General features: G+C 70.0%; 22 protein-coding genes. 10 read left to right on the plus strand and 12 right to left on the minus strand.

Going from position 1 to position 21,402, the window contains the following annotated elements; translation table 11 throughout:
- Positions 1-354 precede the first annotated feature (354 nt).
- On the plus strand, positions 355-1,317 hold the full coding sequence (locus tag AB0J64_RS05950; RefSeq protein ID WP_364021308.1) for a diacylglycerol kinase family protein: 963 nt from the start codon (positions 355-357) through the stop codon (positions 1,315-1,317).
- A gap of 273 nt (positions 1,318-1,590) precedes the next feature.
- Positions 1,591-1,845 (plus strand): WhiB family transcriptional regulator, encoded by a 255-nt coding sequence (locus AB0J64_RS05955; protein WP_344992174.1) that lies wholly within the window; start codon positions 1,591-1,593, stop codon positions 1,843-1,845.
- Positions 1,846-1,937: 92 nt separating this feature from the next.
- Here the strand turns inward: AB0J64_RS05955 and AB0J64_RS05960 are convergent, their stop codons facing one another.
- Positions 1,938-3,407: a histidine kinase N-terminal domain-containing protein gene (locus AB0J64_RS05960; protein WP_364021311.1), complete on the minus strand. Its 1,470-nt coding sequence runs from the start codon at positions 3,405-3,407 to the stop codon at positions 1,938-1,940.
- A gap of 452 nt (positions 3,408-3,859) precedes the next feature.
- Here AB0J64_RS05960 and AB0J64_RS05965 point away from each other — a divergent pair, with 452 nt between their 5' ends.
- Positions 3,860-4,579 (plus strand): GntR family transcriptional regulator, encoded by a 720-nt coding sequence (locus AB0J64_RS05965; RefSeq protein ID WP_344992180.1) that lies wholly within the window; start codon positions 3,860-3,862, stop codon positions 4,577-4,579.
- A 223-nt stretch (positions 4,580-4,802) separates the two neighbouring features.
- Positions 4,803-5,513 carry a dethiobiotin synthase gene (gene bioD / locus AB0J64_RS05970; RefSeq protein WP_364021314.1) on the plus strand — a complete coding sequence of 237 codons (711 nt, stop codon included), beginning with the start codon at positions 4,803-4,805 and terminating at the stop codon, positions 5,511-5,513.
- A gap of 3 nt (positions 5,514-5,516) precedes the next feature.
- On the opposite strand, the gene AB0J64_RS05975 is transcribed toward bioD, so the two are convergent.
- Positions 5,517-6,095, minus strand: coding sequence for a hypothetical protein (locus tag AB0J64_RS05975; RefSeq protein WP_364021317.1), 579 nt, complete (start codon positions 6,093-6,095; stop codon positions 5,517-5,519).
- Positions 6,096-6,243: 148 nt separating this feature from the next.
- Here AB0J64_RS05975 and AB0J64_RS05980 point away from each other — a divergent pair, with 148 nt between their 5' ends.
- Genes AB0J64_RS05980 through AB0J64_RS05995 form a run of 4 tightly spaced genes read left to right on the plus strand, consistent with a single transcriptional unit; the run spans position 6,244 to position 10,520 of the window.
- Positions 6,244-7,407, plus strand: coding sequence for a sensor histidine kinase (locus AB0J64_RS05980; protein WP_364021320.1), 1,164 nt, complete (start codon positions 6,244-6,246; stop codon positions 7,405-7,407).
- Complete coding sequence (locus AB0J64_RS05985; RefSeq protein ID WP_364021323.1) at positions 7,398-8,054, plus strand: response regulator transcription factor; 657 nt, start codon at positions 7,398-7,400, stop codon at positions 8,052-8,054. Before AB0J64_RS05980 ends, AB0J64_RS05985 begins: the two co-directional genes overlap by 10 nt.
- On the plus strand, positions 8,051-8,824 hold the full coding sequence (locus AB0J64_RS05990; protein WP_364021325.1) for a hypothetical protein: 774 nt from the start codon (positions 8,051-8,053) through the stop codon (positions 8,822-8,824). The genes AB0J64_RS05985 and AB0J64_RS05990 overlap by 4 nt, the downstream gene beginning before the upstream one ends.
- Before the next feature lie 49 nt (positions 8,825-8,873).
- Positions 8,874-10,520, plus strand: a complete 1,647-nt coding sequence (locus tag AB0J64_RS05995) for an acetolactate synthase (protein ID WP_364021328.1) — start codon at positions 8,874-8,876, stop codon at positions 10,518-10,520.
- Between the two features lie 5 nt (positions 10,521-10,525).
- Here the strand turns inward: AB0J64_RS05995 and AB0J64_RS06000 are convergent, their stop codons facing one another.
- Complete coding sequence (locus AB0J64_RS06000) at positions 10,526-12,106, minus strand: serine/threonine-protein kinase (protein WP_364021331.1); 1,581 nt, start codon at positions 12,104-12,106, stop codon at positions 10,526-10,528.
- Between the two features lie 251 nt (positions 12,107-12,357).
- Here AB0J64_RS06000 and AB0J64_RS06005 point away from each other — a divergent pair, with 251 nt between their 5' ends.
- Positions 12,358-12,741, plus strand: a complete 384-nt coding sequence (locus tag AB0J64_RS06005; protein ID WP_364021334.1) for a thioesterase family protein — start codon at positions 12,358-12,360, stop codon at positions 12,739-12,741.
- Here the strand turns inward: AB0J64_RS06005 and AB0J64_RS06010 are convergent.
- From AB0J64_RS06010 to AB0J64_RS06040, 7 genes are all read right to left on the minus strand, one after another.
- The gene (locus tag AB0J64_RS06010; RefSeq protein WP_364021337.1) at positions 12,731-12,943 is read right to left on the minus strand and encodes a biotin/lipoyl-binding carrier protein; all 213 of its coding nucleotides are present in this window, start codon (positions 12,941-12,943) and stop codon (positions 12,731-12,733) included. The genes AB0J64_RS06005 and AB0J64_RS06010 overlap by 11 nt on opposite strands.
- 32 nt (positions 12,944-12,975) lie before the next feature.
- Positions 12,976-14,331 carry a biotin carboxylase N-terminal domain-containing protein gene (locus AB0J64_RS06015; protein WP_364021340.1) on the minus strand — a complete coding sequence of 452 codons (1,356 nt, stop codon included), beginning with the start codon at positions 14,329-14,331 and terminating at the stop codon, positions 12,976-12,978.
- Between the two features lie 123 nt (positions 14,332-14,454).
- The gene (locus AB0J64_RS06020) at positions 14,455-15,750 is read right to left on the minus strand and encodes an HD domain-containing phosphohydrolase (RefSeq protein ID WP_364021343.1); all 1,296 of its coding nucleotides are present in this window, start codon (positions 15,748-15,750) and stop codon (positions 14,455-14,457) included.
- Positions 15,747-17,096, minus strand: a complete 1,350-nt coding sequence (locus AB0J64_RS06025; protein WP_364021346.1) for an HD-GYP domain-containing protein — start codon at positions 17,094-17,096, stop codon at positions 15,747-15,749. The genes AB0J64_RS06020 and AB0J64_RS06025 overlap by 4 nt, the downstream gene beginning before the upstream one ends.
- Positions 17,097-17,317: 221 nt before the next feature.
- Positions 17,318-18,259, minus strand: a complete 942-nt coding sequence (locus AB0J64_RS06030; RefSeq protein ID WP_364021349.1) for an NAD-dependent epimerase/dehydratase family protein — start codon at positions 18,257-18,259, stop codon at positions 17,318-17,320.
- 10 nt (positions 18,260-18,269) lie between these two features.
- On the minus strand, positions 18,270-18,536 hold the full coding sequence (rsrA, locus tag AB0J64_RS06035) for a mycothiol system anti-sigma-R factor (protein ID WP_364021352.1): 267 nt from the start codon (positions 18,534-18,536) through the stop codon (positions 18,270-18,272).
- On the minus strand, positions 18,533-19,138 hold the full coding sequence (locus AB0J64_RS06040; protein WP_364021355.1) for a sigma-70 family RNA polymerase sigma factor: 606 nt from the start codon (positions 19,136-19,138) through the stop codon (positions 18,533-18,535). The genes rsrA and AB0J64_RS06040 overlap by 4 nt, the downstream gene beginning before the upstream one ends.
- Before the next feature lie 233 nt (positions 19,139-19,371).
- On the opposite strand from AB0J64_RS06040, the gene AB0J64_RS06045 reads away from it, so the two are divergent.
- Positions 19,372-20,127: a methyltransferase domain-containing protein gene (locus tag AB0J64_RS06045; protein ID WP_344992240.1), complete on the plus strand. Its 756-nt coding sequence runs from the start codon at positions 19,372-19,374 to the stop codon at positions 20,125-20,127.
- Between the two features lie 12 nt (positions 20,128-20,139).
- Here the strand turns inward: AB0J64_RS06045 and AB0J64_RS06050 are convergent, their stop codons facing one another.
- On the minus strand, positions 20,140-20,472 hold the full coding sequence (locus AB0J64_RS06050; protein WP_364021359.1) for a TraR/DksA C4-type zinc finger protein: 333 nt from the start codon (positions 20,470-20,472) through the stop codon (positions 20,140-20,142).
- 157 nt (positions 20,473-20,629) lie between these two features.
- Positions 20,630-21,376 carry an SOS response-associated peptidase gene (locus tag AB0J64_RS06055; RefSeq protein WP_364021362.1) on the minus strand — a complete coding sequence of 249 codons (747 nt, stop codon included), beginning with the start codon at positions 21,374-21,376 and terminating at the stop codon, positions 20,630-20,632.
- Between the last annotated feature and the right edge of the window lie 26 nt (positions 21,377-21,402).

Consider the following 21,402-nt stretch of genomic DNA (forward strand, 5'->3'; position numbering starts at 1 on the left):
GCCTGCATGATCCGCACCCCTCGAAGGTTCGCGTTGCGTAGCAGCAACGATACCAAGAGTTGGCATCGCTGAGTAGAACGTGTGCGCGATAGGTGTCGGCAAACGCACAACACAACTCCAGGAGCCGAGCCGAACCCGAGCAGGTCGGCTCTGACGCGACAGCGGTATGCCGGAGGAGGCTGACTCCCTGCACGCACAAATGCCGTCGAATCCGCGCTGGCGACCACATCGCCAGAGCCTCTGTACGTTCATGCGCACTCAGACACCAACAGCTTGAAGCCCTCGGGTCGGTCGGCCCGAGAAATGGGACGTTCGGCCGATAAAGCGCGCGTGGCCAGCGGATACGCTGGCGATATGCGCGCCATGCTACTGGTGAATCCCAAGGCCACGACCACGAACGCGCGTACGCGTGACGTGCTGATCCGCGCGCTCGGCGCGGCCGTGGAGCTGTCGGTCGAGGAGACCCGCTACCGCGGGCACGCCGCCGCGCTGGCGGCCACCGCGCGGGCCAAAGGGTACGACGTGGTGGCGGTGCTCGGCGGCGACGGGACGATCAACGAGGCCGCCAACGGCCTGCTGAACCCGGTGAACGGCCACGAGGTCCCCTCGGACGATCCCAGCGCCGGGCGGCCCGCGCTCATCGTCATCCCCGGCGGCAGCGCGAACGTGTTCGCCCGCGCGCTGGGGCTGCCGAACGACCCGGTGGAGTCCACGGGGGCCGTGCTGGAGGCGCTGCGGGAGGGCCGGCGCAAGACCGTGGGCCTGGGCCAGGCCCTGTGGGAGGGCCAGAGCCGCTACTTCACCTTCTGCTCGGGGATGGGGTACGACGCAGAGGTTGTACGGGCCGTGGAAGGCCTGCGAGGGACCGGGCGTAAGGCGTCACCGGCACGTTATGTGAACACCGCTCTACGGCACTATCTGGCCACGGACAAACGGCATCCACCGATGACGCTGACCGGTCCCGGGATACCGACCGTCGAGGGGGTGTTCATGGCGATCATCTCGAACACCTCGCCGTGGACGTACGTCGGCACCAGGCCCGTGCACCCGACCCCGTGGGCCGGTTTCGACACGGGCCTCGACCTCCTCGGCCTGCGGCGCATGGGGCTGACCACGATCGGGCCATTGATCCGACAGATTCTCACGGAGAGTGACGCTCTTCCGGGCGGCCGGCACCTTGTACAGCTCCATGACGAGGCCGAGTTCACACTGACCGCGGACCGGCCCGTGGCCTTCCAGCTGGACGGGGACTACCTGGGCGAACGCGAAACCGTGACATTCCGGTCTACACCGCACGCGTTACAAGTTTTGGTCTAGATGGTTACAATCGGTCATTGTGTGACGCATCCGACATCCATAACAGCCAAAACTTCCCGCCAACCCTCTTGCGTGCACACAGCGTGGCTGACAGTCTCAAGACTGACGTCGGAACGTAGGACCTTTAACAACCCCAAGGGTCCTCCGAGTGTCAGTGGGCAATCCCGGGTTCTCGCAGGTCCGGGCAATTGTTCGCGCGAGTTAGTGAAACTCTTCACAAAGTAGTAGCCGCACGGAGCCGACCAAAGGCTTCATCTACTAAGGAGTGGACGCATGGACTGGCGCCACCGAGCTGCCTGCCGTGACGTGGACCCCGAGCTGTTCTTCCCGATCGGCAACACCGGCCCGGCACTCATGCAGATCGAGGAGGCCAAGCAGGTCTGCCGGTCCTGCTCGGCCGTCGAGGCCTGCCTGAAGTGGGCGCTGGAGTCCGGGCAGGACGCCGGTGTCTGGGGCGGTCTCAGCGAGGACGAGCGTCGCGCCCTCAAGCGCCGCACCGCTCGCCAGCGCGCCCGCCTCACCGCCTGACCTGCTCATCCGAGCCACTGCCGGCTGACACCGGCGCCTGAGCCGCGACAGACACTCATGCGCCGCCGCCGGCGCGCGCCCCCACAGGGAGATCAGGCCGCCGGGAGCGGGATCGACAGCGTGACCTCCGTGCCCCCTTCGAGCCGCGGCTGGATGCTCAGCCGGCCCGACAGTTCGCCTTCGACCAGCGTACGGACGATCTGCAGCCCCAGGCTGGTGGAGCCCTCGAGGTCGAAGCCGGCCGGAAGCCCGCGGCCGTCGTCCCAGACCGTGACGTTGAGCCGGTCGAGCGCGGGCTCGACCACCACCTCGAGCCGCTTGGGCCGCCCGTGCTGCATCGCGTTCTGCAACAGCTCGGTCAGCGCCATGGCCAGCGGTGTGGCGATGAGCGAAGGCAGCACGCCGAACCCGCCGACCCTCCTCGGCATCACGGCCGACTCGGCTGCCGACACCTCTCCCGTCATCGCGATCACCCGGTCGGCGATCTCGTCGAAGTCCACGAACTCCTCGGGTGCGTGGGACAGCGTCTCGTGCACGATCGCGATCGACCCGACCCGGCGTACCGCCTCCTCCAGCGCCTCCCTGCCCTCGGGCACCTGCAGCCGCCTGGCCTGGAGCCGGAGCAGCGCGGCCACGGTCTGCAGGTTGTTCTTGACCCGGTGGTGGATCTCGCGGATGGTGGCGTCCTTGGTCATCAGCTCGCGCTCGCGCCGCCGCAGCTCCGTCACGTCCCTGATGAGCACCAGCGCGCCGATGCGGCCGCCGCCGACGATCAGCGGGATGGCTCTGAGCTGCACGATCGTGCCGCCCGACTCGACCTCGGTCTCCTTGGCCGCGCGCCCGCTGGCCACGATCATGAGGTCTTCGTTGATCGGCTCGTCGGAGTAGCAGAGCGCCGCGGTGACCGGGCCCAGCTCGGCGCCGACCAGGTCGGCGTGGAGGCCGAGCCGCCGGTAGGCGGACAGGGCGTTCGGGGAGGCGTACGTGACGCGCCCGGCCCGGTCGAGCCTGAGCAGGCCGTCGCCGACGCGCGGCGATCGCACCAGGATCGGCTCCTCGCCCGAGAACGGGAAGCGCCCCTCGGCCACCATCTGCGCCAGGTCGGACGCGCTCTGCAGGTAGGTCAGCTCCAGGCGGGACGGGGTGCGGGCGGAGGAGAGGTTCGTGGAGCGCTGGATCACCCCCAGGAAACGCCCCTCGCCGCCCTCGACGGTCCGCCGCACGGGGATGGTCTCCTCGCGCACCGGGACCCCCGTGGACCAGTCGGGGTCGCCTTCGCGGCAGATCCGGCGCTCGTTCCACGCGGTGTCGATGAGATAGCGCTCGCCCTTGGCGGCGACGCTGCCGACGATGTCGTCGTGATAGACGGTGGGGCCGGTGGTCGGGCGCATCTGGGCGATCGCGATCCAGCCGCTCCCGCCCAGGAGCGGCGCCCACAGGATGAGGTCGGCGAAGGACAGGTCGGCCAGCAGCTGCCAGTCGGAGACCAGCGAGTGCAGCCAGTCGAGATCCGCCTCGTCAAGGGCGGTGTGACGGGCTACGAGGTCGCTGAGAGTCGGCACAGATGCATCATGCGTGCTTTCCGCCGCAACAACCAAACCGACCCCCTGGTTGAATGCCCACCCGTGTACGAGGGCAGTACTCCGCACAGCACGGCCGCACGCCCGTCGTGCAGCCCGCTGGACCTATCGGGAATCTCATATTGTGAGAACCGTCACACTGCCGAACCTGTTCGGACACCAGGACGGAGCAGTACGGAGGTGATCGCCACGGGCAGGTGGTTCCACCGCGACACGGCTCACGTATCGGACTCGGTTGTTATCGCGCACGCTGCTGTGGATATCCTTCACAATCAGCCTGAGCTGCCCGGATCCGTGCGCGCCAGCCGCCGTGCCCACCCGGTGCCGGTCGGCCGCCACGGCCCGCGGTTGACCACTCGGGCAGAAGTGAGTTCCGATGATCTCGCGGTGACCAGACACGCCCTCACCGCCGTGGCAGAAGTGAAGGTGAGAGCGTGACAGACGACAGCCCCCGCGTACCGAAGTACTACGACGTCAAACGCAGCCTGCTCGAGCTCACCAAGACGCTGTCACCGGGCACGGCGCTGCCGCCTGAACGCACGCTCGCCGTGCGGTTCGAGACCTCGCGCACCACGGTCAGGCAGGCGCTGACCGAGCTGGTGGTGGAGGGCCGGCTGCTGCGCATCCAGGGCAAGGGCACGTTCGTGGCGCAGCCGAAGGTCGCGCAGGTGCTGCAGCTCACCTCGTACATCGGCGACCTGCGCACGGCGGGCCTGGAGCCGGACACCAAGATCCTGGAGATCGGCTACATCACCGCCGACGAGGCCCTGGCCAGGCGCCTGGCCATCAACCCCGGCGGCCGGGTGCTGCGCATCCACCGCCTCCGGCTGGCCAACGGCGAGCCCGTCTCGATCGACACCACCCACCTGTCCGCGCGCCGCTTCCCGCGGCTGCGGCGGGAGCTGGAGGTGCACGCGTCGCTGTACGAGACGCTGCACAACGCCTACAACGTGCGGCTCACGGACGCCGAGGAGATCATCGAGACCGTGCTGGCCACCCCGTACGACGCCAAGGCCCTCGGCGTCGACGTCGGCCTCCCCATGCTCCTCCTGACCCGCCACGCCTTCGACGCCGACGGCAACCCCGTCGAGTGGGCGCAGTCGCTCTACCGCGGCGACCGCTACAAGTTCGTCACCAGGCTCCGCAGGCCGTAGCACCCCTCGGCCATGCCGACGAGGTTGTTCCTGTGGCTGGGCGGAGCCGCCTGTGGGACAGTCGGGCCCACGTGGTCGTAGGGCCGGGCAGGAGGAGGGCGGCTCGTGTCCACGCCGCCTGGGACGGGTCCGTTGGATCCCGATCCGCATGGGATCGACCCCGGCCTCAGTCGCGCAGGAGCGGTCCCGTCACTTCGGGTGACCGGGGCCTACGCTTAGGGTCATGAGCATCCTCGTCGTCACCGGCACCGACGCCGGAGTGGGCAAGACCGTCGTGGCGGCGGCGCTGGCGGCGCTGGCGTTGGGGCGCGGGTCTTCCGTCGCCGTGGTCAAGCCGGCGCAGACCGGGTTGGCGCCGGGTGAGCCCGGGGATGTGGACCAGGTGATCCGGCTGTCCGGGGTCACCACCACCTTCGAGCTGTGCCGGTTCGCCGAGCCGCTCTCCCCGGCCGCCGCCGCCCGGGTCGCCGGGTTGCCGCCCGTGTCGCTGGCCGGGGTCGCCCAGCTCGTACGGGAGCTGGCCGAGAGCAGCCGGCTGGTGGTCGTGGAGGGGACCGGCGGGCTGCTCGAGCGGTTCGACGAGGACGGCGGGACCATCGCCGATCTCGCGCGATCCTTGAACGCGCAGGTGCTCGTCGTGGCCGGGGTCGGGCGGGGCACGGTCAACCACACCGCGCTCACCCTGGAGGCGCTGGCCCATCGGGGGCTGGAGCCTGCCGGGGTGGTCATCGGACGCTGGCCGGACGAGCCCGGGATCGTGGAGCGGAGTTGCGTGTGCGACCTGGAGATGCTGGCCGCCCGGCCGCTGGCCGGAGTGCTGCCGGAAGGGGCGGGAAGCCTCGACAGGGAGTCGTTCGCCGAGGTGGCGCGTAAGGGGCTGGCCGCCACGCTGGGCGGCACGTTCGACGCCGCCGGCTTCCGGCCGGCCCTCTGACCGCTAGCAGGCCGACTCAGGCAGTTCGCAGATCTTGACGGTCATGCGCTCCGCCTGGTCGATCAGGCCGCGGAACCGGGCGATGGGCAGGCTCTTCGAGGGCCAGGCCGTCTCGCCGACGATGTAGACGGCGGCCCCGCGCCGTACCGCCACCGCCTGCTCGCCGCCCTCGTAGAAGCGGCCTCCCGCGCGCAGCCCGTCGTCCCCCACGCCGAGCGGCTTGCTGAAGTAGCGGTAGCGGTGCGCGCCCTTGCCGACGTCGGCGCACTTCCTGAGGTCGGCGCGGAGCAGGCGCATCGCGCGCTCGGCGTACCGGACGTCCTTGTAGACCACTAACTGCTCGTAGTTCTTCTCGGCTTCGCTCGAGTGGAGCGCCGCGCGCGTCTCCAGCCGCCCCCCGTCGCGGCGGTGGCGGTAGAAGCAGGGGTTGAGCTGGAGCGGCAGCGCCTTCGAGTCGGTCACCTCGAAGGTGTCCCACTCCTTCGTGGGCGGGTGCGACTCCATGAACAGCATGCCGTCAGGCAGCCCGCTGGACATCATCGTCGCCGCCAGCGCGACGGCGACCCCCGTCTGGATGAACATCGTGAACCTCCCCCGGTTCGTGTCTGTCGATCGATGAGATGCGGCGAAAAGCGGATTTGTTCGATGATGGGGGGTGGGGAAAACCCCACCTTCCATCAGCACACCAGGCCTATTTCGCGGCCCACCCGCCGCTCAATACCGTTGAGCCATGAAAGTCCCCCGCCCGTGGTCGGCGCGTGCCTGGCTGGACACGGCCCACGTGATGATCGGCCTGCCGGTCGCCGTGCTGCTCGGCGGGCTGACGCTCGTGATGGCCGTGTGGCCGCCGCTGCTGATGCGGAGCGTGCCGTGGTTCACCAGGGTGCAGCGGTCCAGGTTCGAGGCGTTCCTCGGCTCGCGCATCCCGCCCGTGCGCTCCCCGAGCAACTGGCGCAGCCCGGCCACGTGGCGGCAGATCGGCTACCACCTGCTCTCGCCGTTCGTGGGCTTCGCGGCGGCGGTCCTGGTGGCGCTGGCGTGGGGAGCGGCGATCGTGGGGCTGCTGTCCTTCCTGCCACGGCAGCTGCAGAAGCCGCCGCTGGAGTTCGAGGAGTTCGATCTCAGAGACGGCAGGGTCATCGCGCTGTACGTGGCGGTGGGGCTCGCGATGCTGCTGCTCGCGCCGGTGCTGGCGCGCGGCATGGCGGCGCTGGACCTGTCGGTGGCGCGTACGCTGCTCGGCCCCAGCCGTTCCGAGCTGGGCCAGCGGATCGAGACGCTGACCGAGAGCCGGGCGGGCGTGATCGACGCCGCGGACGCCGAGCGGCGCAGGATCGAACGTGACCTGCACGACGGCGCCCAGCAGCGGCTCGTCTCCCTTGCCATGAACCTCGGCCTGGCCAGGGCCACCCTCACCGACCTGCCCGAGCCCGCCCGCGAGGCCATCGCGCAGGCCCATGAGGAGGCCAAGCAGGCGCTCAAGGAGCTGCGCGACTTCGTCCGCGGCCTGCATCCGGCCGTCCTGAACGACCAGGGCCTGGACGCGGCGCTGTCCGGGGTGGCCGCCCGCGCCCCGTTCCCCGTGAAACTCCACGTCGACATCGAACGGCGTACCACTCCGACCATCGAGGCGGTGGCGTTCTTCATCGTGTCCGAAGCACTGACCAACATCGCCAAGCACGCCGCGGCCACCAAGGCCGAGGTGAGCGTGCGGCGCGTGGGCGACCGCCTGCACCTGCTCGTCTACGACGACGGCTGCGGCGGCGCCCGGCTGGACGGCGGCACGGGCCTGCGCGGCCTGGCCCAGCGGATCCACTCGGTGGACGGGACGCTCCGGCTGTCCAGCCCGCTGGGCGGCCCGACGACGATCGAAGTGGAGCTGCCGTGCGAGTAGTGCTGGCCGAGGACTCCGTGCTGCTGCGCGAGGGGCTGATCCGGCTCCTGGACGCCTCGGGCATGCAGGTGGTGGCGGCCGTGGACGAGGCCGAGGGGCTGCTGCGGGCGGCGGAGGAGCACAAGCCCGAGCTGGTCATCACGGACGTCCGGATGCCGCCCACGCACACCGACGAGGGCCTGCGGGCCGCACTCGTGCTGCGCCGCCAGCAGCCGGGGCTGGCGGTCCTGGTGCTCTCGCAGTACGTCGAGGAGCGCTACGCCGCCCAGCTCCTCGCCTCCGCCGCGACAGGCGGGGTCGGTTACCTGCTCAAGGATCGGATCGCGGACGTGTCGGAGTTCATCGACGCCCTGCGCAGGGTGGCCACAGGCGGCACCGCGCTCGATCCGGAGGTGGTGGCCCAGCTCCTGCTGCGCGGCAACAGCGACCCGCTCGAACGGCTGACGCCCCGGGAGCACGAGGTGCTCAAGCTGATGGCGGAGGGCCGCTCCAACGCCGGCATCGGCCAGGCGCTGGTGCTCAGCGAGGGGGCGGTGGGCAAGCACATCGGCAACATCTTCACCAAGCTCGACCTCTCGCCTGCCGAGGGCGACCACCGGCGCGTGCTGGCCGTGCTGCAGTTCCTCAAGATCAGGAGCCTGCCGTGAAAGCGGCCTGGCTGGCGGCGGGCGCCGTGGCGACCGCCATCGCGCTGGTGATCTCCAGCATGCTGCTCTGGCGCGGGTTCGCCAGGGCCAGGATGCCGACGGAGAACTCGCAGAAGTCCATCGCCCTCGGGGCCAAGAACGTGCGGATCAAAGTGGGCAAGGGCTCCCAGGTGGACCTGATGCTCCTGCCCGGCCAGGCCGGCACATTGCTGATCGAAAGGTCGCTGCGGTGGTCGAGTGACCGGCCGAACGCGACCGAGACCTGGGACGCCCGCTCCGGCACCCTGCGACTCGACGCGGCCTGTTCCGACGACCACGGAACCCCCGTCTGCCAGGCCGAGTACGTGGTGTTCGTGCCGCCGGAGACCGACATCGAGGCCAGTACGACCACCGGCGAGCTCGCCGTCAACGAGGTCTTCGGCAACGTGCGGCTCAGCTCCGTGTCCGGCGTCATCCGGGCGGAGGGTATCTCCGGCTCCCTCTGGGCGAGGACGGGCACGGGCAACGTGGACGCCTCCGGGCTCGACAGCGACCGGGCCGACGTGGAGGTCGGCTCAGGGGAGGTGAGCCTGTCGTTCGTCAACGCGCCCACGGCCGTCAAAGCAGTCGTCAGAACGACGGGCAACGTCGACGTCACCGTGCCCACGGCCGCCTACCAGGTGATGGCGGACGGCCACAGTACCAACGTGGACGTCAAGCAGAACCCCGAGTCGTCGCGGAAGATCGTCGCGAAGGCGCCGAGAGGCATCGTGTCCATCTGCTGCCAATGAAGATCCTTAAGATCTGTTTACTCCGCTGGCTGGAAGGTAAGTTCCGGGCATGGAGTCTGCGAAGCACGCCGGTGACGCCGCCGTCGCCGTGTCCAAGGCCTATGGCGTCGAGACCATGTTCACCCTCTCCGGAGGTCACGTCTTCCCGCTCTACGACGGCGCGGTGCACGAGGACATGCGCATCCTCGACGTACGCCACGAGCAGAGCGCGGTCTTCGCCGCCGAGGCGACGGCCAGGCTGACCAGGAGGCCGGGGATGGCCGTGCTGACCGCGGGTCCGGGCATCACCAACGGCGTCAGCGGCGTCGCGACCGCCCACTTCAACGGCTCCCCCGTCGTGGTCTTGGGCGGCCGGGCGCCCCAGTCGCGCTGGGGCAGCGGCGCGCTCCAGGAGATGGACCACCCGCCGCTGCTCAAGCCGATCACCAAGCTGTCGTTCACGGCGACCGACGCCGAGTCCGTCGGCCAGGACGTCGAGCTGGCCTTCCGCACGGCCGTCGCGCCCCACCGCGGCCCGGTCTTCCTCGACTTCTACATGGACCACCTGTTCGCGCCGTCCCTGCCGCACGAGGTGCGGACGCAGACGCCGTCACCGCTCGAGCCCGACCCCGACGGCCTGGCCGCCATCGCGCGCCTGCTGGCCGAGGCCGAGCGGCCCGTGCTGGTGTACGGGTCCGACGTGTGGATGGACCGGGCCGAGGAGGCCGCGCGCGACTTCGCCGAAACGTGGCGGCTGCCGGTCATCCCCAACGGCCAGGGCCGCGGCATCCTGCCAGCGGGCCACGAACTGCTCGTCACGCGGGCCCGCGGCCTCGCCTTCGCCCAGGCCGACCTGGTCATCGTGGTCGGCACCCCACTCGACTTCCGCCTGGGCTACGGCTGGTTCGGTGGCAAGGAAGGCGCCCCACTGGCCCGTGTCGTGCACATCGCCGACGCGCCCTCGCAGCTGGCCACCCACATGACGCCCGCCGCGTCGGCCGCAGGCGACCTTTCAGTGGTGCTCTGGAGCCTCGGCACCGCGTGCGGCGACGCGGGGGTCAAGCCAGACGCGTACGCCTCCTGGGTGTCGAAGCTGGGCGACGCGGCGGCCGCGGCCATCGCGGGCGACGCCGAGCTGCTGGCCTCCGACTCCGACCCGATCCACCCCATGCGCGTGTACGGCGAGCTGGGCAAGGTCCTGGCCGACGACGCGGTGGTGATCGGCGACGGCGGCGACTTCGTCTCCTACGCGGGCAAGTACGTCGAGCCGAAGCAGCCGGGCAACTGGCTCGACCCCGGCCCGTACGGCTGCCTCGGCACGGGGCTCGGCTACTCCATCGCCGCCCGCCTGGCCAGGCCGTCCTCTCAGGTGGTGCTGCTGCTGGGCGACGGCGCCGCCGGCTTCTCGCTCATGGACGTCGACACCCTCGTACGCCACAGGCTGCCCGTCGTCATGATCTGCGGCAACAACGGCATGTGGGGCCTGGAGAAGCACCCCATGCAGCTCCTGTACGGCTACGACGTGGCCGCCGAGCTCCAGCCGCAGTGCCGTTACGACCAGGTCGTGACCGCGCTGGGCGGAGGCGGCGAGCTGGTCACCAAGCCGTCGGAGATCGGGCCGGCGCTGCGCAGGGCGTTCGACTCGGGCATCCCGTACATGGTGAACATCGCGACAGACCCGCAGGTCGCCTACCCCCGCAACACGACGGGGGTGTGACGCTCCTACTTGGGCGTGGCGGTGGGGCTGGGGGTCGGGCTGGTGTCCTCCGGGCAGACGCCGTCCGTGACCACCAGTTTGACCGGCTTGTTCACCGGCCACGCCGTCCCCGCGCCCGGCACCGTCTGCGTGATCACGCCGCAGCGCATGCCGTTCGAGGTGGAGGTCCGGTCATCGGGGATCACGTCCTCGAAGCCCGCCGCGATGACCATCTCCTGCCCCTTCAGGAACTCCTTCCCGACCACCGGCGGCACGACCACCTTCTTGACGCTCGGTGAGGGACTGCTCGACGTCGGGGTCTTGGTCGGAGTCTTGGTGGCGGGCGGCGTGGTGCTGGGCGTCTCCTCCGGCTCCTCTGCCTTCTCCGTGACCCGCACTGTCGGCCTGGAGGTGGTGGGCTTGGGATCCGGCGTCGTCGGCTCGGCCGTCGGCGTCTTGATCCGCCTGGACGGCGGCTTGGTCGTCGTCTTGGAGATGTTCTTCGAGTCGTCGGACGCCGGGGAGGCGGTGCTCGTCGGCGGCGCGGGGTTGGTTATGCCGGTCAGCGCGATCGCGGTGGCGCCCGCGCCGAGCACCACCGCGGCGGCGATGCCCGCGATCAGCCCGGTCCTGCGCGGGGCCTTGACCGCCCGGCGGCTGCCCCCGCGCCGGTCGGCCACCGTCGTGGTCTCCTCCTGGGGACGTGCCTGATGCGCCCCCGTCTGGTACGCCTCCACCGGTGCCGCCATCGGGGCCCCGGTGGCGGGGACAGGTTCGGGGGCCGCGGGTGTCTGCCCGCTCGCGATGGCCTTGGCGGCCTCGCTCATCGCCCTGGCCGTCGGGTAGCGCCTGGCCGGGTCCTTGGACAGGGCGACCTCGACCAGCGTGCGGACCGCCGGAGGGATCTCGGCGGGCAACGGGGGCGGCGCCTCGCGGATGTGCTTGAGCGCGATCGTGACCGCGCTGTCGCCGTCGAACGGCCGCTGCCCCACCAGGCACTCGTACGCGACCACGCCGAGCGCGTAAATGTCGACCGCGGGCGTGACAGGGGCGCCCTCGGCCTGCTCGGGGGCACAGTAGGCGGCCGTGCCGAGCACCATGCCGGCGTCGGTGAGCCGGTTGGCCAGGTCGGAGCGTGCGATGCCGAAGTCGGTCAGCACCAGCGTGCCGTCGCGCTGCACCAGCAGGTTGCCCGGCTTGACGTCGCGGTGCACGATCCCCTGGTCATGGACGGCCTGCAGCGCCGACGCCGCCTGCGCGATCAGCTCCATGGCCGCCTGCGGCGGGATCCGGCCCAGCCTGGCCAGCAGCCGGTCGAGCGGTTCGCCGTCGACGAACTTCATCACCAGGTAGACGGTGTCGCCGCTGACGCCGTAGTCGTAGACGTCGACGACTCCGGCGTGGTTGATCGTGGCCATCGCCCGCGCTTCCCCCTGAAAGCGAGCGACGAAGCCGGGGTCCTGCGTACGGCCGGGAAGCAGCACCTTGACAGCGACGGTGCGCGCCAGGACGACGTCCTCGCCCCGCCACACCTCGCCCATGCCACCGGCGCCGATGCGGGTATCCAGCCGATATCGCCCCGCCAGCGTCGTCCCTTGGGCCACCATGTCTCCCCCGTTACCCCCCTACACCTGTAACCTCTCGCACCCCGCGGCTCTCCAACAAAGCGAACTTTTGTCGCGTTCAGGTCACACAGTGGTCACGGAAGTCAGAGAGTGTACGACTCAGCTGTCCCACATGCCACTCAAGTGCTCTTAAGCCGTACAAACCCTATCCTGGGGCCTTATGGCGGCACTTGTCCGCGTTTCCAGGAAGTCAACGGCCCCATTAGCCGGTGTGACCACCTTAGGCTGAGCCCATGACGCTCGCTCCCGGCCTCCGCTCCCAGCTGCTCATCATGGTCGAGATGGAGGACACCGCCAAGAAGATCGGCAGCGGTGACGTACCCGTGCTGGCCACGCCCCGGCTGCTCGCGCTGGCCGAGGCGGCGACCGTACGGGCCGTGGAGCAGCACCTCCAGCCCGGCGAGACGTCGGTCGGCACGCGGGTCGAGCTCGAACACCTGGCCGCCAGCCCACTGGGGACGCACGTGCAGATCGGTGTCGAACTCACCGAGGTCGACGGCCGGCGCCTGGTCTTCGCCTTCGAAGCCCACGACCGGCACGCCATCGTGGGCAGGGGCACGATCGAGCGCATCGTCGTCGATCGCGCCAAGTTCATGACGAGGGCGACTAGTCGATGACGGCGATCAGGTCGCCCTCCTGGATGACGTCGCCCTCGGCCACCTTGATCTGGGCCACCACGCCGTCGTCCTCGGCGAGCACGGGGATCTCCATCTTCATCGACTCAAGGATGACGAGCGTGTCGCCCTCGGAGACGGTGTCACCCTCACTGACGACGACCTTCCAGACGTTCGCCACCATCTCAGCGCGTACCTCAGCCACCGCAACTCCCCTCTTTCATCACTCTATTCACCTTAGGCCCGCATCCGCGCGACCAGGCCCGTGTCGTAGTCGCCGGTGACGAACTCCGCATTGTCCAGCAGCTCCGCGCAGAACGGCAGGTTGTTCTTGGGGCCCTCGACGACGAACGCGTCCACCGCCTTGCGCCCACGCTCCAGCGCGTCGGCGCGGGTCTCGCCGTAGACGCAGAGCTTGGCCATCAGGGGGTCGTAGAACGGGGTGACCGTGTTGCCCGCGGTGTAGCCCGAGTCCACGCGTACGCCCTCGCCGTCCGGCTCCACCCACTCCGTGATCGTGCCGGGGCCGGGGAAGAACCGCTTGGGATCCTCCGCGTAGACCCTGAACTCGATCGCGTGCCCGGTGGTCACGGGCCGCACCTCGGGGCTCTCCCCCGCGGCGACGCGCAGCTGCAGCTCGACCAGGTCGAGCCCGGTGACGAGCTCGGTGACCGGGTGCTCGACCTGCAGCCTGGTGTTCATCTCCAGGAACACGAAGTCCTGCTTGTCGGCGTCGACCAGGCACTCGACCGTGCCCGCGCCAAGATAGCCGACGGCCTCGCCGGCCCGCGCGGCGGCGGCCAGCATGCGCTCGCGCAGCTCCGGGGTGATGCCCGGGGACGGCGACTCCTCGACGACCTTCTGATGGCGACGCTGCACCGAGCAGTCGCGCTCGCCCAGCGCCACGACGCGGCCGTCGGGCAGGCCGAGGATCTGCACCTCGACGTGGCGGGCCCGCTCGATGTAGCGCTCGAGCAGCACGGCGGGCCCGTCGAGCGCGTCGCCCGCGAACCTGGCCGCCGCCCTGGCGGCCTGCTCGAACGCCTTGGCCAGGCCCTCGTCGTCGTGGGCCACGCTCATGCCGATGCCACCGCCGCCGCCCGCGGTCTTGACCATGACCGGGTAGCCGATGGACTCGGCGGCCTTGAGCGCCTGCGACAGGTCGGCGACCGGCTCGCGGGTGCCCGCGGCGACCGGCACGCCGGCGCTCTCCATGAGGTTCCTGGCGTTGATCTTGTCGCCCATCTTGTCGATGGCCTCGGGCGCGGGCCCGATCCACACCAGCCCGGCGTCGATCACGGCCCTGGCGAACGCGGCATTCTCCGCGAGGAACCCGTAACCCGGGTGAATCGCCTTGGCGCCGGTCGCGCGGGCCGCCTCCAGCACCTTGGCGGCGTCGAGATAGCTCTGCGCGGGGTTGGCCGGTCCGATCAGCACGGCCTCGTCGGCCTCACGTACGAACGGCAGGTCGCCGTCGGCCTCGGAGTGCACGGCGATGGCGCGCAGCCCCAGCCGCTTGACCGTGCGGATGATCCGCCGCGCGATCTCCCCTCGGTTGGCGATCAGAACGGGTCCGAGCGTCTCAGTAAGCACGCCGATCAGCCTATGACCGCGACCGATCCGCCCCCTTTCCCCCTAAACCACCGATCCGAAGAGCGCGATCTGTAGGAACCCCACAATGGCGAGCGGCCCGAAACGGGACAGCGGTTGTTCAGGCTAGACGCGCCCGCGGTCGATCACGCGCGTGAGCGCCTCGATCGCGGAGGGATCGTACGCGCTGCCGGACGACAGCCGGATACGCTCCAGCGCGGCCCCGGCGCGATCGCGGTCGGTCGAGGGCCCCACGAGGTCGTCGTAGGCGTTGGCGACCTTGATGATGCGGCTCGACAGCGGCGGGTCGTCGGCGATCGGGTCGCACTGCCGCTTCACCACGTCGGCCACCCGGTCGAGCACGCCGGTCTGCCTGATCACCTCGGCGCCCAGCTCGGCGATGCGCCGCGCCTGCTCGGGCTCGGTCAGCACCGTGGCGCCGCCGGGGATGGGGTCGCGCAGCGAGAGCTGGCCGATGTCGTGCATCAGCGAGGCGTACTCCAGCTCGAGCAGCTCGGGCTCGGCCATGCCGAGCTCTCTGCCGATCGCCACGGCCAGGCGGCTCACCCGGCGCGAATGGCCGGGCTCGACGTAGCCGCCGACCTCGGTGACCCGCGACAGGGCGCGTACGGTCTGCAGGTAGGTCGCGCGGATCCCGGCGTACTTCCTGAAGGCCACCTGCGTGACCAGCAGCGGCGCGGCGAACACCAGCAGCGCGACCAGGTCCATGCTGTGCGTGGCCAGCGCGAGCAGCACGCCCGACGAGGCCACGGCCGCGCCCAGCGGGAAGGCCATGTTGATCTCGTCGCGTACGGCCACCCTGAACGCCGTGCGCAGCTGCTCGGCCCGGAGCAGCGCGGCGATCAGCACGTCGATCATGAGAGAGATCATGATGAGCGTCACCATCACCACGAGCGCGGGCCACCAGGTGCTGGTCGGCGGCTTCGTCAGCGCGTAGAGCGGGTCGGCCAGCGGGCGGAACGCGAAGGCCAGCAGCGCGCCGGTGAGCAGCCGCCGCGCCATCGCATCCAGCCGGGGCGGACGGCCGACCGCCAGGTGCGGGAGCGCGCCGGCCAGCATCCCGACCGCGATCACCGCCACGACCTGCAGCGCCGAGTGGCGGAGCGGGTGCTGGCTGAGGTCGAGCAGCAGCGTGTAGCCCAGGGCGGCGGCGGCGCCGATGGGCGCGACCTCCCTGTTGCCCGGCATGGTGAGCCTGGCCAGCTCACCGACCGCGATCAGCGCGCCGAACCCGACCGCGATCTCCGGGCGGTCGAGCCCGACGGCGGCGGTGTGGGCGACGCCCGCGACCGCGGCCAGCCCCGCCGCGCAGATGAGCAGCAGCTGGCCGGAGTCGAGTCGGCGCAGGACCGTGTTGAGCGAGCGTTCTGCACGCCTGGGGCGGCGCTCTGTGGTGATCATTGCCCGGTCACGACCTGGATGGGCATGGTCGGGTCGTCGTGGTCCTTGATCGGGGTCTCGTCGGGCGGCGGCGCCTCGACCTTGCGCGGCGGCTGCCACGGCTCCCGCTCGAGCGCGCGGATGAAGGCCGTGACCATGACCGGGTCGAAGTGGGTGCCCGCGGTCTTGCGCAGCTCGGCGAGCGCCTCCCCGACTGGCCTGGCGCCGCGGTAGGAGCGGTCGGAGGTCATCGAGTCGAACGCGTCGGCCACCGCGATGACCTTGGCGAACTCGGGGATCTCGTCACCGGCCAGCCCCATCGGGTAGCCGGTGCCGTCGTGGCGCTCGTGGTGGTGCATGATCCCGGCGTACGCCTCGTCGAGGAAGCCGATGCCGCGGACGATCTCCAGGCCCCGCATGGGGTGGAGCTGGATCGCGGCGAACTCCTCCTCGGTGAGCGGCCCGTCCTTCTGCAGCACCTTGGTCGGCACCCCGAGCTTGCCCACGTCGTGCAGCATGCCCGCGTAGCGGATGGCCCGCACCCGCTCGGGGCCCATGCCGATCTCCTGAGCGATCATGGACGAGGCGAGCGAGACCCGCGTGCAGTGGCCTCGGGTGTAGTAGTCCTTGGTCTCCACGGCCTGGCAGAGCGCGGCGATGGTGGCGTCGTACGAGCGCTGCTGCGCGTGATATTGACCGAACGCCCATCGCGCCACGAACAGCGGCAGCAGCACCAGCACCGCCGAGATCGACTGCACGGTGGCCCAGAGCCCGGCCACCAGCAGCCCGAACGTGCCGTAGCCCAGATACGACAGCAGGAACTGGGCCATGCCGCGCATCGGCACCTCGGTGGCCCGCACTCGCGTGGCCAGCCCGACTATGGTCAGCGTGAGCGCGATGTTGAGCGGCACGAACACGGCGGTGGCCGCGGCGTAGGGGCCGATGAGATCGTCGAACGCGTTGACCTGGGGCACGCCGACCTGCCCGCCGAGGCCCTCGTAGACCCGCCCGGCCGCGTAGCCGCAGATGGCGAACTGCGCGCCGTTGAACAGCCGCTTGATCAGCGGCAGCCCGGGACGCACGCTCAGGACCGCGGTCAGCCCGACCAGCGCGGCGCCCTCCGGCCCGATCAGCACCACCGCCGCCAGCGCGGCGGAGAAGCTGACCGACACCGCGAACTGCTCCACGTTGAGCAGCGTCGGCATCGACTCGCACACCAGGAACAGCAGGGCGAGCACCAGCAGGACGTCCAGGTCCTCCGGCGCCACGAGGGTGCCGGAGACGATCACGCTGCGCGCCATGAGAGCGGCCGCCGCCCCGATCACGGCAACCAGATAGACCCTTGCAGGCCACGGCAGATCACGCATTGCGGCCCCCTACGGAGATCAGGTCCAGGACACCCCAGGAGGAAGCGCTCCCCCGATCAGCATGATCACCGGGGTGATCAACAGGATGGCCGTGAGCAGCCGGGCGACCGTAACCTTCATCATCCACATGCCTCCACGTCGACTTCTGGAGTTCACGCTACAGAAGAGGACGTCACCGGATGGGCAGAGTCGGAAATCGCAAGCAAAGCGTAATCAAGCAACTACTTCTGGCGACGATTTCTCGCCCATTCGACCGTTTTCTTCACCCCAGTCGGCAGGTCCGTACGCGGCTGCCAGCCGAGCCCCTCGTGGGCGGGCACCGGATCGACCGCCATGGCCGGCAGGTCGCCCGGGCGCGGCGGCGCGAACCCCGGATGGTCGTGCGCGCCCGCCGCGTCGGCGATCAGCGAGTGGAGCCGCCGGTCGGTGGTCTGAATGCCGGTGCCGAGGTTGAACCTGCGGCCGTCGCCCCGCTGGCCGCACGCCACGACGAACCCGTCGACCACGTCGTCGACGTAGACGTAGTCGCGCGTCTGGTCGCCGTCGCCGTGGACGACCGTGGGCGTGCCGCCGAGCAGCGCGTCGGTGAAGATCGCGACCACGCCCGCCTCGCCTTCGGGCGACTGGCGCGGGCCGTAGACGTTGGAGAGCACCAGCGCGGTGTATTCAATGCCGTAGAGGGCGCGGAAGGCGGCGAGGTAGGTCTCGCCGCTGAGCTTCGACGCGGCGTACGGCGAGCGCGGGTCGGTGGCCGCGTCGCCGGGCACGGGGATCGTGGCGGGCCTGCCGTAGACGGCCACGGAGGAGGCGAACACCACCTTGCGCGCGCGTCCCTCGTGGGCCGCGGCCAGCACGGCCGCGGTGCCCTCGACGTTGACCCTGGCGTCGCGCCTCGGGTCGGCCACGCTCTTGCGCACGCTGATCTGCGCGGCCAGGTGGCAGACGACCTCCGGCTGCAGGCCGGCCACGAGGCCGGGCAGCGCGGGATCGAGCACGTCGAGGACGTGCAGCCGGAAGCGATCGCTCTCGGCGGCCTCGGCCAGGTTGTCCCTGCACCCGGACGACAGGTCGTCGACCACGTCGACGTCATGGCCTTCGGCGAGCAGACGATCGACGAGATTGGACCCGATGAACCCGGCGCCCCCGGTGACCAGCACACGCATGGTGTGCATCTTAGTCGGACAGCTGCGACCTGACCTGCGCGATGCGCGCCAGCACCTTGGAACGCAGGTCAGCGGGGACCGGGTCGCAGCCGCAGTGCTTGTGCACGAGCGCCTTGACCGCCTTGTCCAGGTCGTATTCCTTCAGGCACGGGCCGCACTCGTCAAGATGCACGCGGATGTCGACGACGTCGGTCTCGGTCAGCTCGCCGTCGAGATAGGCGTAGACCTTGTCGAGCACCTCGCGACAGTCGGTGTCATGCGGGTTGCCACAGCTCATTTCGATCCCTCCGCCGGGACCAGGCCACGCTCGCGAGCATAGTCCTCAAGGAGGCCCCGGAGCTGCCTGCGTCCCCTGTGCAGCCTCGACATCACGGTGCCGATCGGAGTGCCCATGATGTCGGCGATCTCCTTGTAGGGGAAGCCTTCGACGTCGGCCAGGTAGACCGCGATCCTGAACTCCTCCGGCAGGGCCGCGAGCGCCTGCTTGATGTCGCCGTCGGGCAGGTGCTCGAGCGCCTCGACCTCCGCCGACTTCAGACCGCCCGAGGTGTGGGACTCCGCCCGCGCGAGCTGCCAGTCCTCGATCTCCTCGGTGCCGGACTGCTTCGGCTCACGCTGCTTCTTGCGGTAGCTGTTGATGAACGTGTTCGTCAGGATCCGGTAGAGCCACGCCTTGAGGTTGGTGCCCTCCTGGAACTGGTGGAACGACGCGAACGCCTTGGCGAAGGTCTCCTGAAGCAGGTCCTCCGCGTCCGCGGGATTCCGGGTCATCCGGAGCGCGGCGGAGTAGAGCTGCTCGAGATACGGCATCACGTCGCGCTCGAATCGCTCGCTTCGCTGCTCCAGCGTCTCCGCGCCTGTCGCGGGCACCGGACCCACCCCCCTAAGATCACCGGTGGCCGGCTGTTGCGGAACACCGTACTCAGGGGAGGATACCCGCTGGCCGATGAGGCGCCGCTCAGCGGGGAGGGGGTCAGCCAATGTGAGCATGCTCGTCGCAACACACCCGCGCCCTTGTCTGTTCCCGCAAGATAGAAGGTACGAAGGACCCGGTGCGGGGAACGTCATACGTACCGGCTGGTAGCCCTTTACCCGGAACCCAGGAGTCGCGTGTGCTGCCCATTCCGGCCGAGGAACTGAACGGCTCAGGGACGCTCGGGCCGTACTGGACCTTCTACCGCGCCGTCGCCGCCGAACAACTCAACCGATGGCTCCCCGCCGAACCCTCCGTCATCCTCGATCTCTCCGGCGGCCAGGGGCGCTGGTCCGGCCAGGCGGCCAGGGCAGGGCACAAGGTGATCGAGGTGCTCGACTTCCGCCGTACGGTCGACGGGCAGTCCCGGTTGCGGGATGCCGACCGGGTTCGTCACGTACGCGCCGACGATCTGGCGTTCCTGCCCGACGCGAGCGTGGACGCGGTGCTCGCCGAGGAGCGCGTGCTGTCGATCGAGCTGATGGCCGAATCCGCGATGAACGACGTGGCCAGGGTGCTGCGGCCGGGCGGGCGGGCGCTGGTATGCGTCGACTCGCTGGTGCTGGGCATGGCGATCCTGGCCGAGCAGGAGCAGTGGCAGCACCTGCGGCAGACCGGCGAGGTCATGCTCGTGCCGTGGCCGGACGGCAGCATCACGCGCTGCTTCAGCAGCGGGCAGCTGCGCGAGCTGCTGGTCGGCGCCGGGCTGGAGGTCGAGTGGATGCGGCCGCGCACGGTGCTGTCGCCGTCCACGGTGGACCACGTCCTCGGGTCCGACGCGCGTGCGCTCAACTATCTGGTACGCACGGAGCTGGAGGCCCATCCGGACGACGACGACACGGTCGGCATCCATCTGGTGGCCAGCTGCCGCAAGAGCCCGTCCCACCCGGCCTGAGCGCCGCCGGCGTCAGCGGCGCCGCTCCTGCTTGCCTTGACACTGCACGCAGCGGGCGGCCTCCGGGCGCGCCTCCAGCCGTCCTTCCGGCACCGGCTTGGCGCAGTCGACGCATCGGCCGTACGCGCCTTCTTCCAGGCGCTTGATCGCCTCGATCACCGCACGGCGCTGCGTCGTGGCGACGGCCAGCATGGCCTGCGCGCGGTCGGCGTCGGTCAGGTCCGAGCCTGCGTCGGCCGCCGAATGCTCGCGTACGGCGACGGGATCGCCCTGGAGGACCCCGATCGACCGGTCCAGTTCCGCGAGCATGTCTTCCAGCCGCTCACGAGCGGTCGTGACGTCCACGAATCCGCACCTCCGGGTGAATCACGGCAACCCGCGGCTAGGACTCCCCGGTTGTCCCGCCCGGTGCAATTAGGGGGCATTTTTGGCGGTGACACCGAGTGAACGGATGCATCGCGCTTTCCTCACCGGATGCCCACTTACAGCGCTTCTTACACCTTTAGAAAAGGGCGGTTTCCCCCTCCTCGGGTAGCGGTTTGATGAGGTCGGGGCCGTTGTTTCTGACGTTGTTGACGTCAGTGGAGACCGGATACGCCGTGAGCCGCCCCTGTTCGGCGGGCACCAGCAACCGGGTGGCCCGCTCGACGTCGTTGAACTTGGGGTCGAGCCACTCCTCCCAGCGCTCCCGCTCGATCATCATGGGCATCCTGTCGTGGATGCGGCCGAGCTCGTCCTCCGCGTCCGTGGTGATGACGGTGCAGGTCACCAGCCACTTGAGCGGGTCGTCGTCGGCACGCGACGGGTCCTTCCAGAACTCGTACAGGCCCGCCATGGCCAGCACCCCGCCGTCCTCCGGATGGATGAAGTACGGCTGCTTCTTCTTCTTTTCGCCTTCGACGGGCATCCACTCGAAGTAGCCGTCGGCCGGAAGCAGGCACCTGCGCTTGGCGAACGCCTGACGGAACGACGGCTTCTCGGCCACCGTCTCGATCCTGGCGTTGATCAACCGGGACCCGATCGACGGGTCCTTGGCCCAGGCGGGCACCAGCCCCCACTTGACGATCCTGAGCTGCCGTACCGCCCGCTCGGCCTCCCTGGGGACGCGACTGAGCACGGCGTAGACGTTCTTGGTCGGCGCGACGTTGTAGTCGGCGCCGAGCTCCTTGTCGGGGTCGCCGTCCTGCTCGACCTGGAACTCCTCGAGCAGCTCGTGCTTCTTGCGCGCCGAGGCGTATCTACCGCACATAACCCCACCCTGCCACGTACGTCCTG

Source organism: Nonomuraea sp. NPDC049695, from assembly GCF_040674955.1.
GTDB lineage: Bacteria > Actinomycetota > Actinomycetes > Streptosporangiales > Streptosporangiaceae > Nonomuraea > Nonomuraea helvata.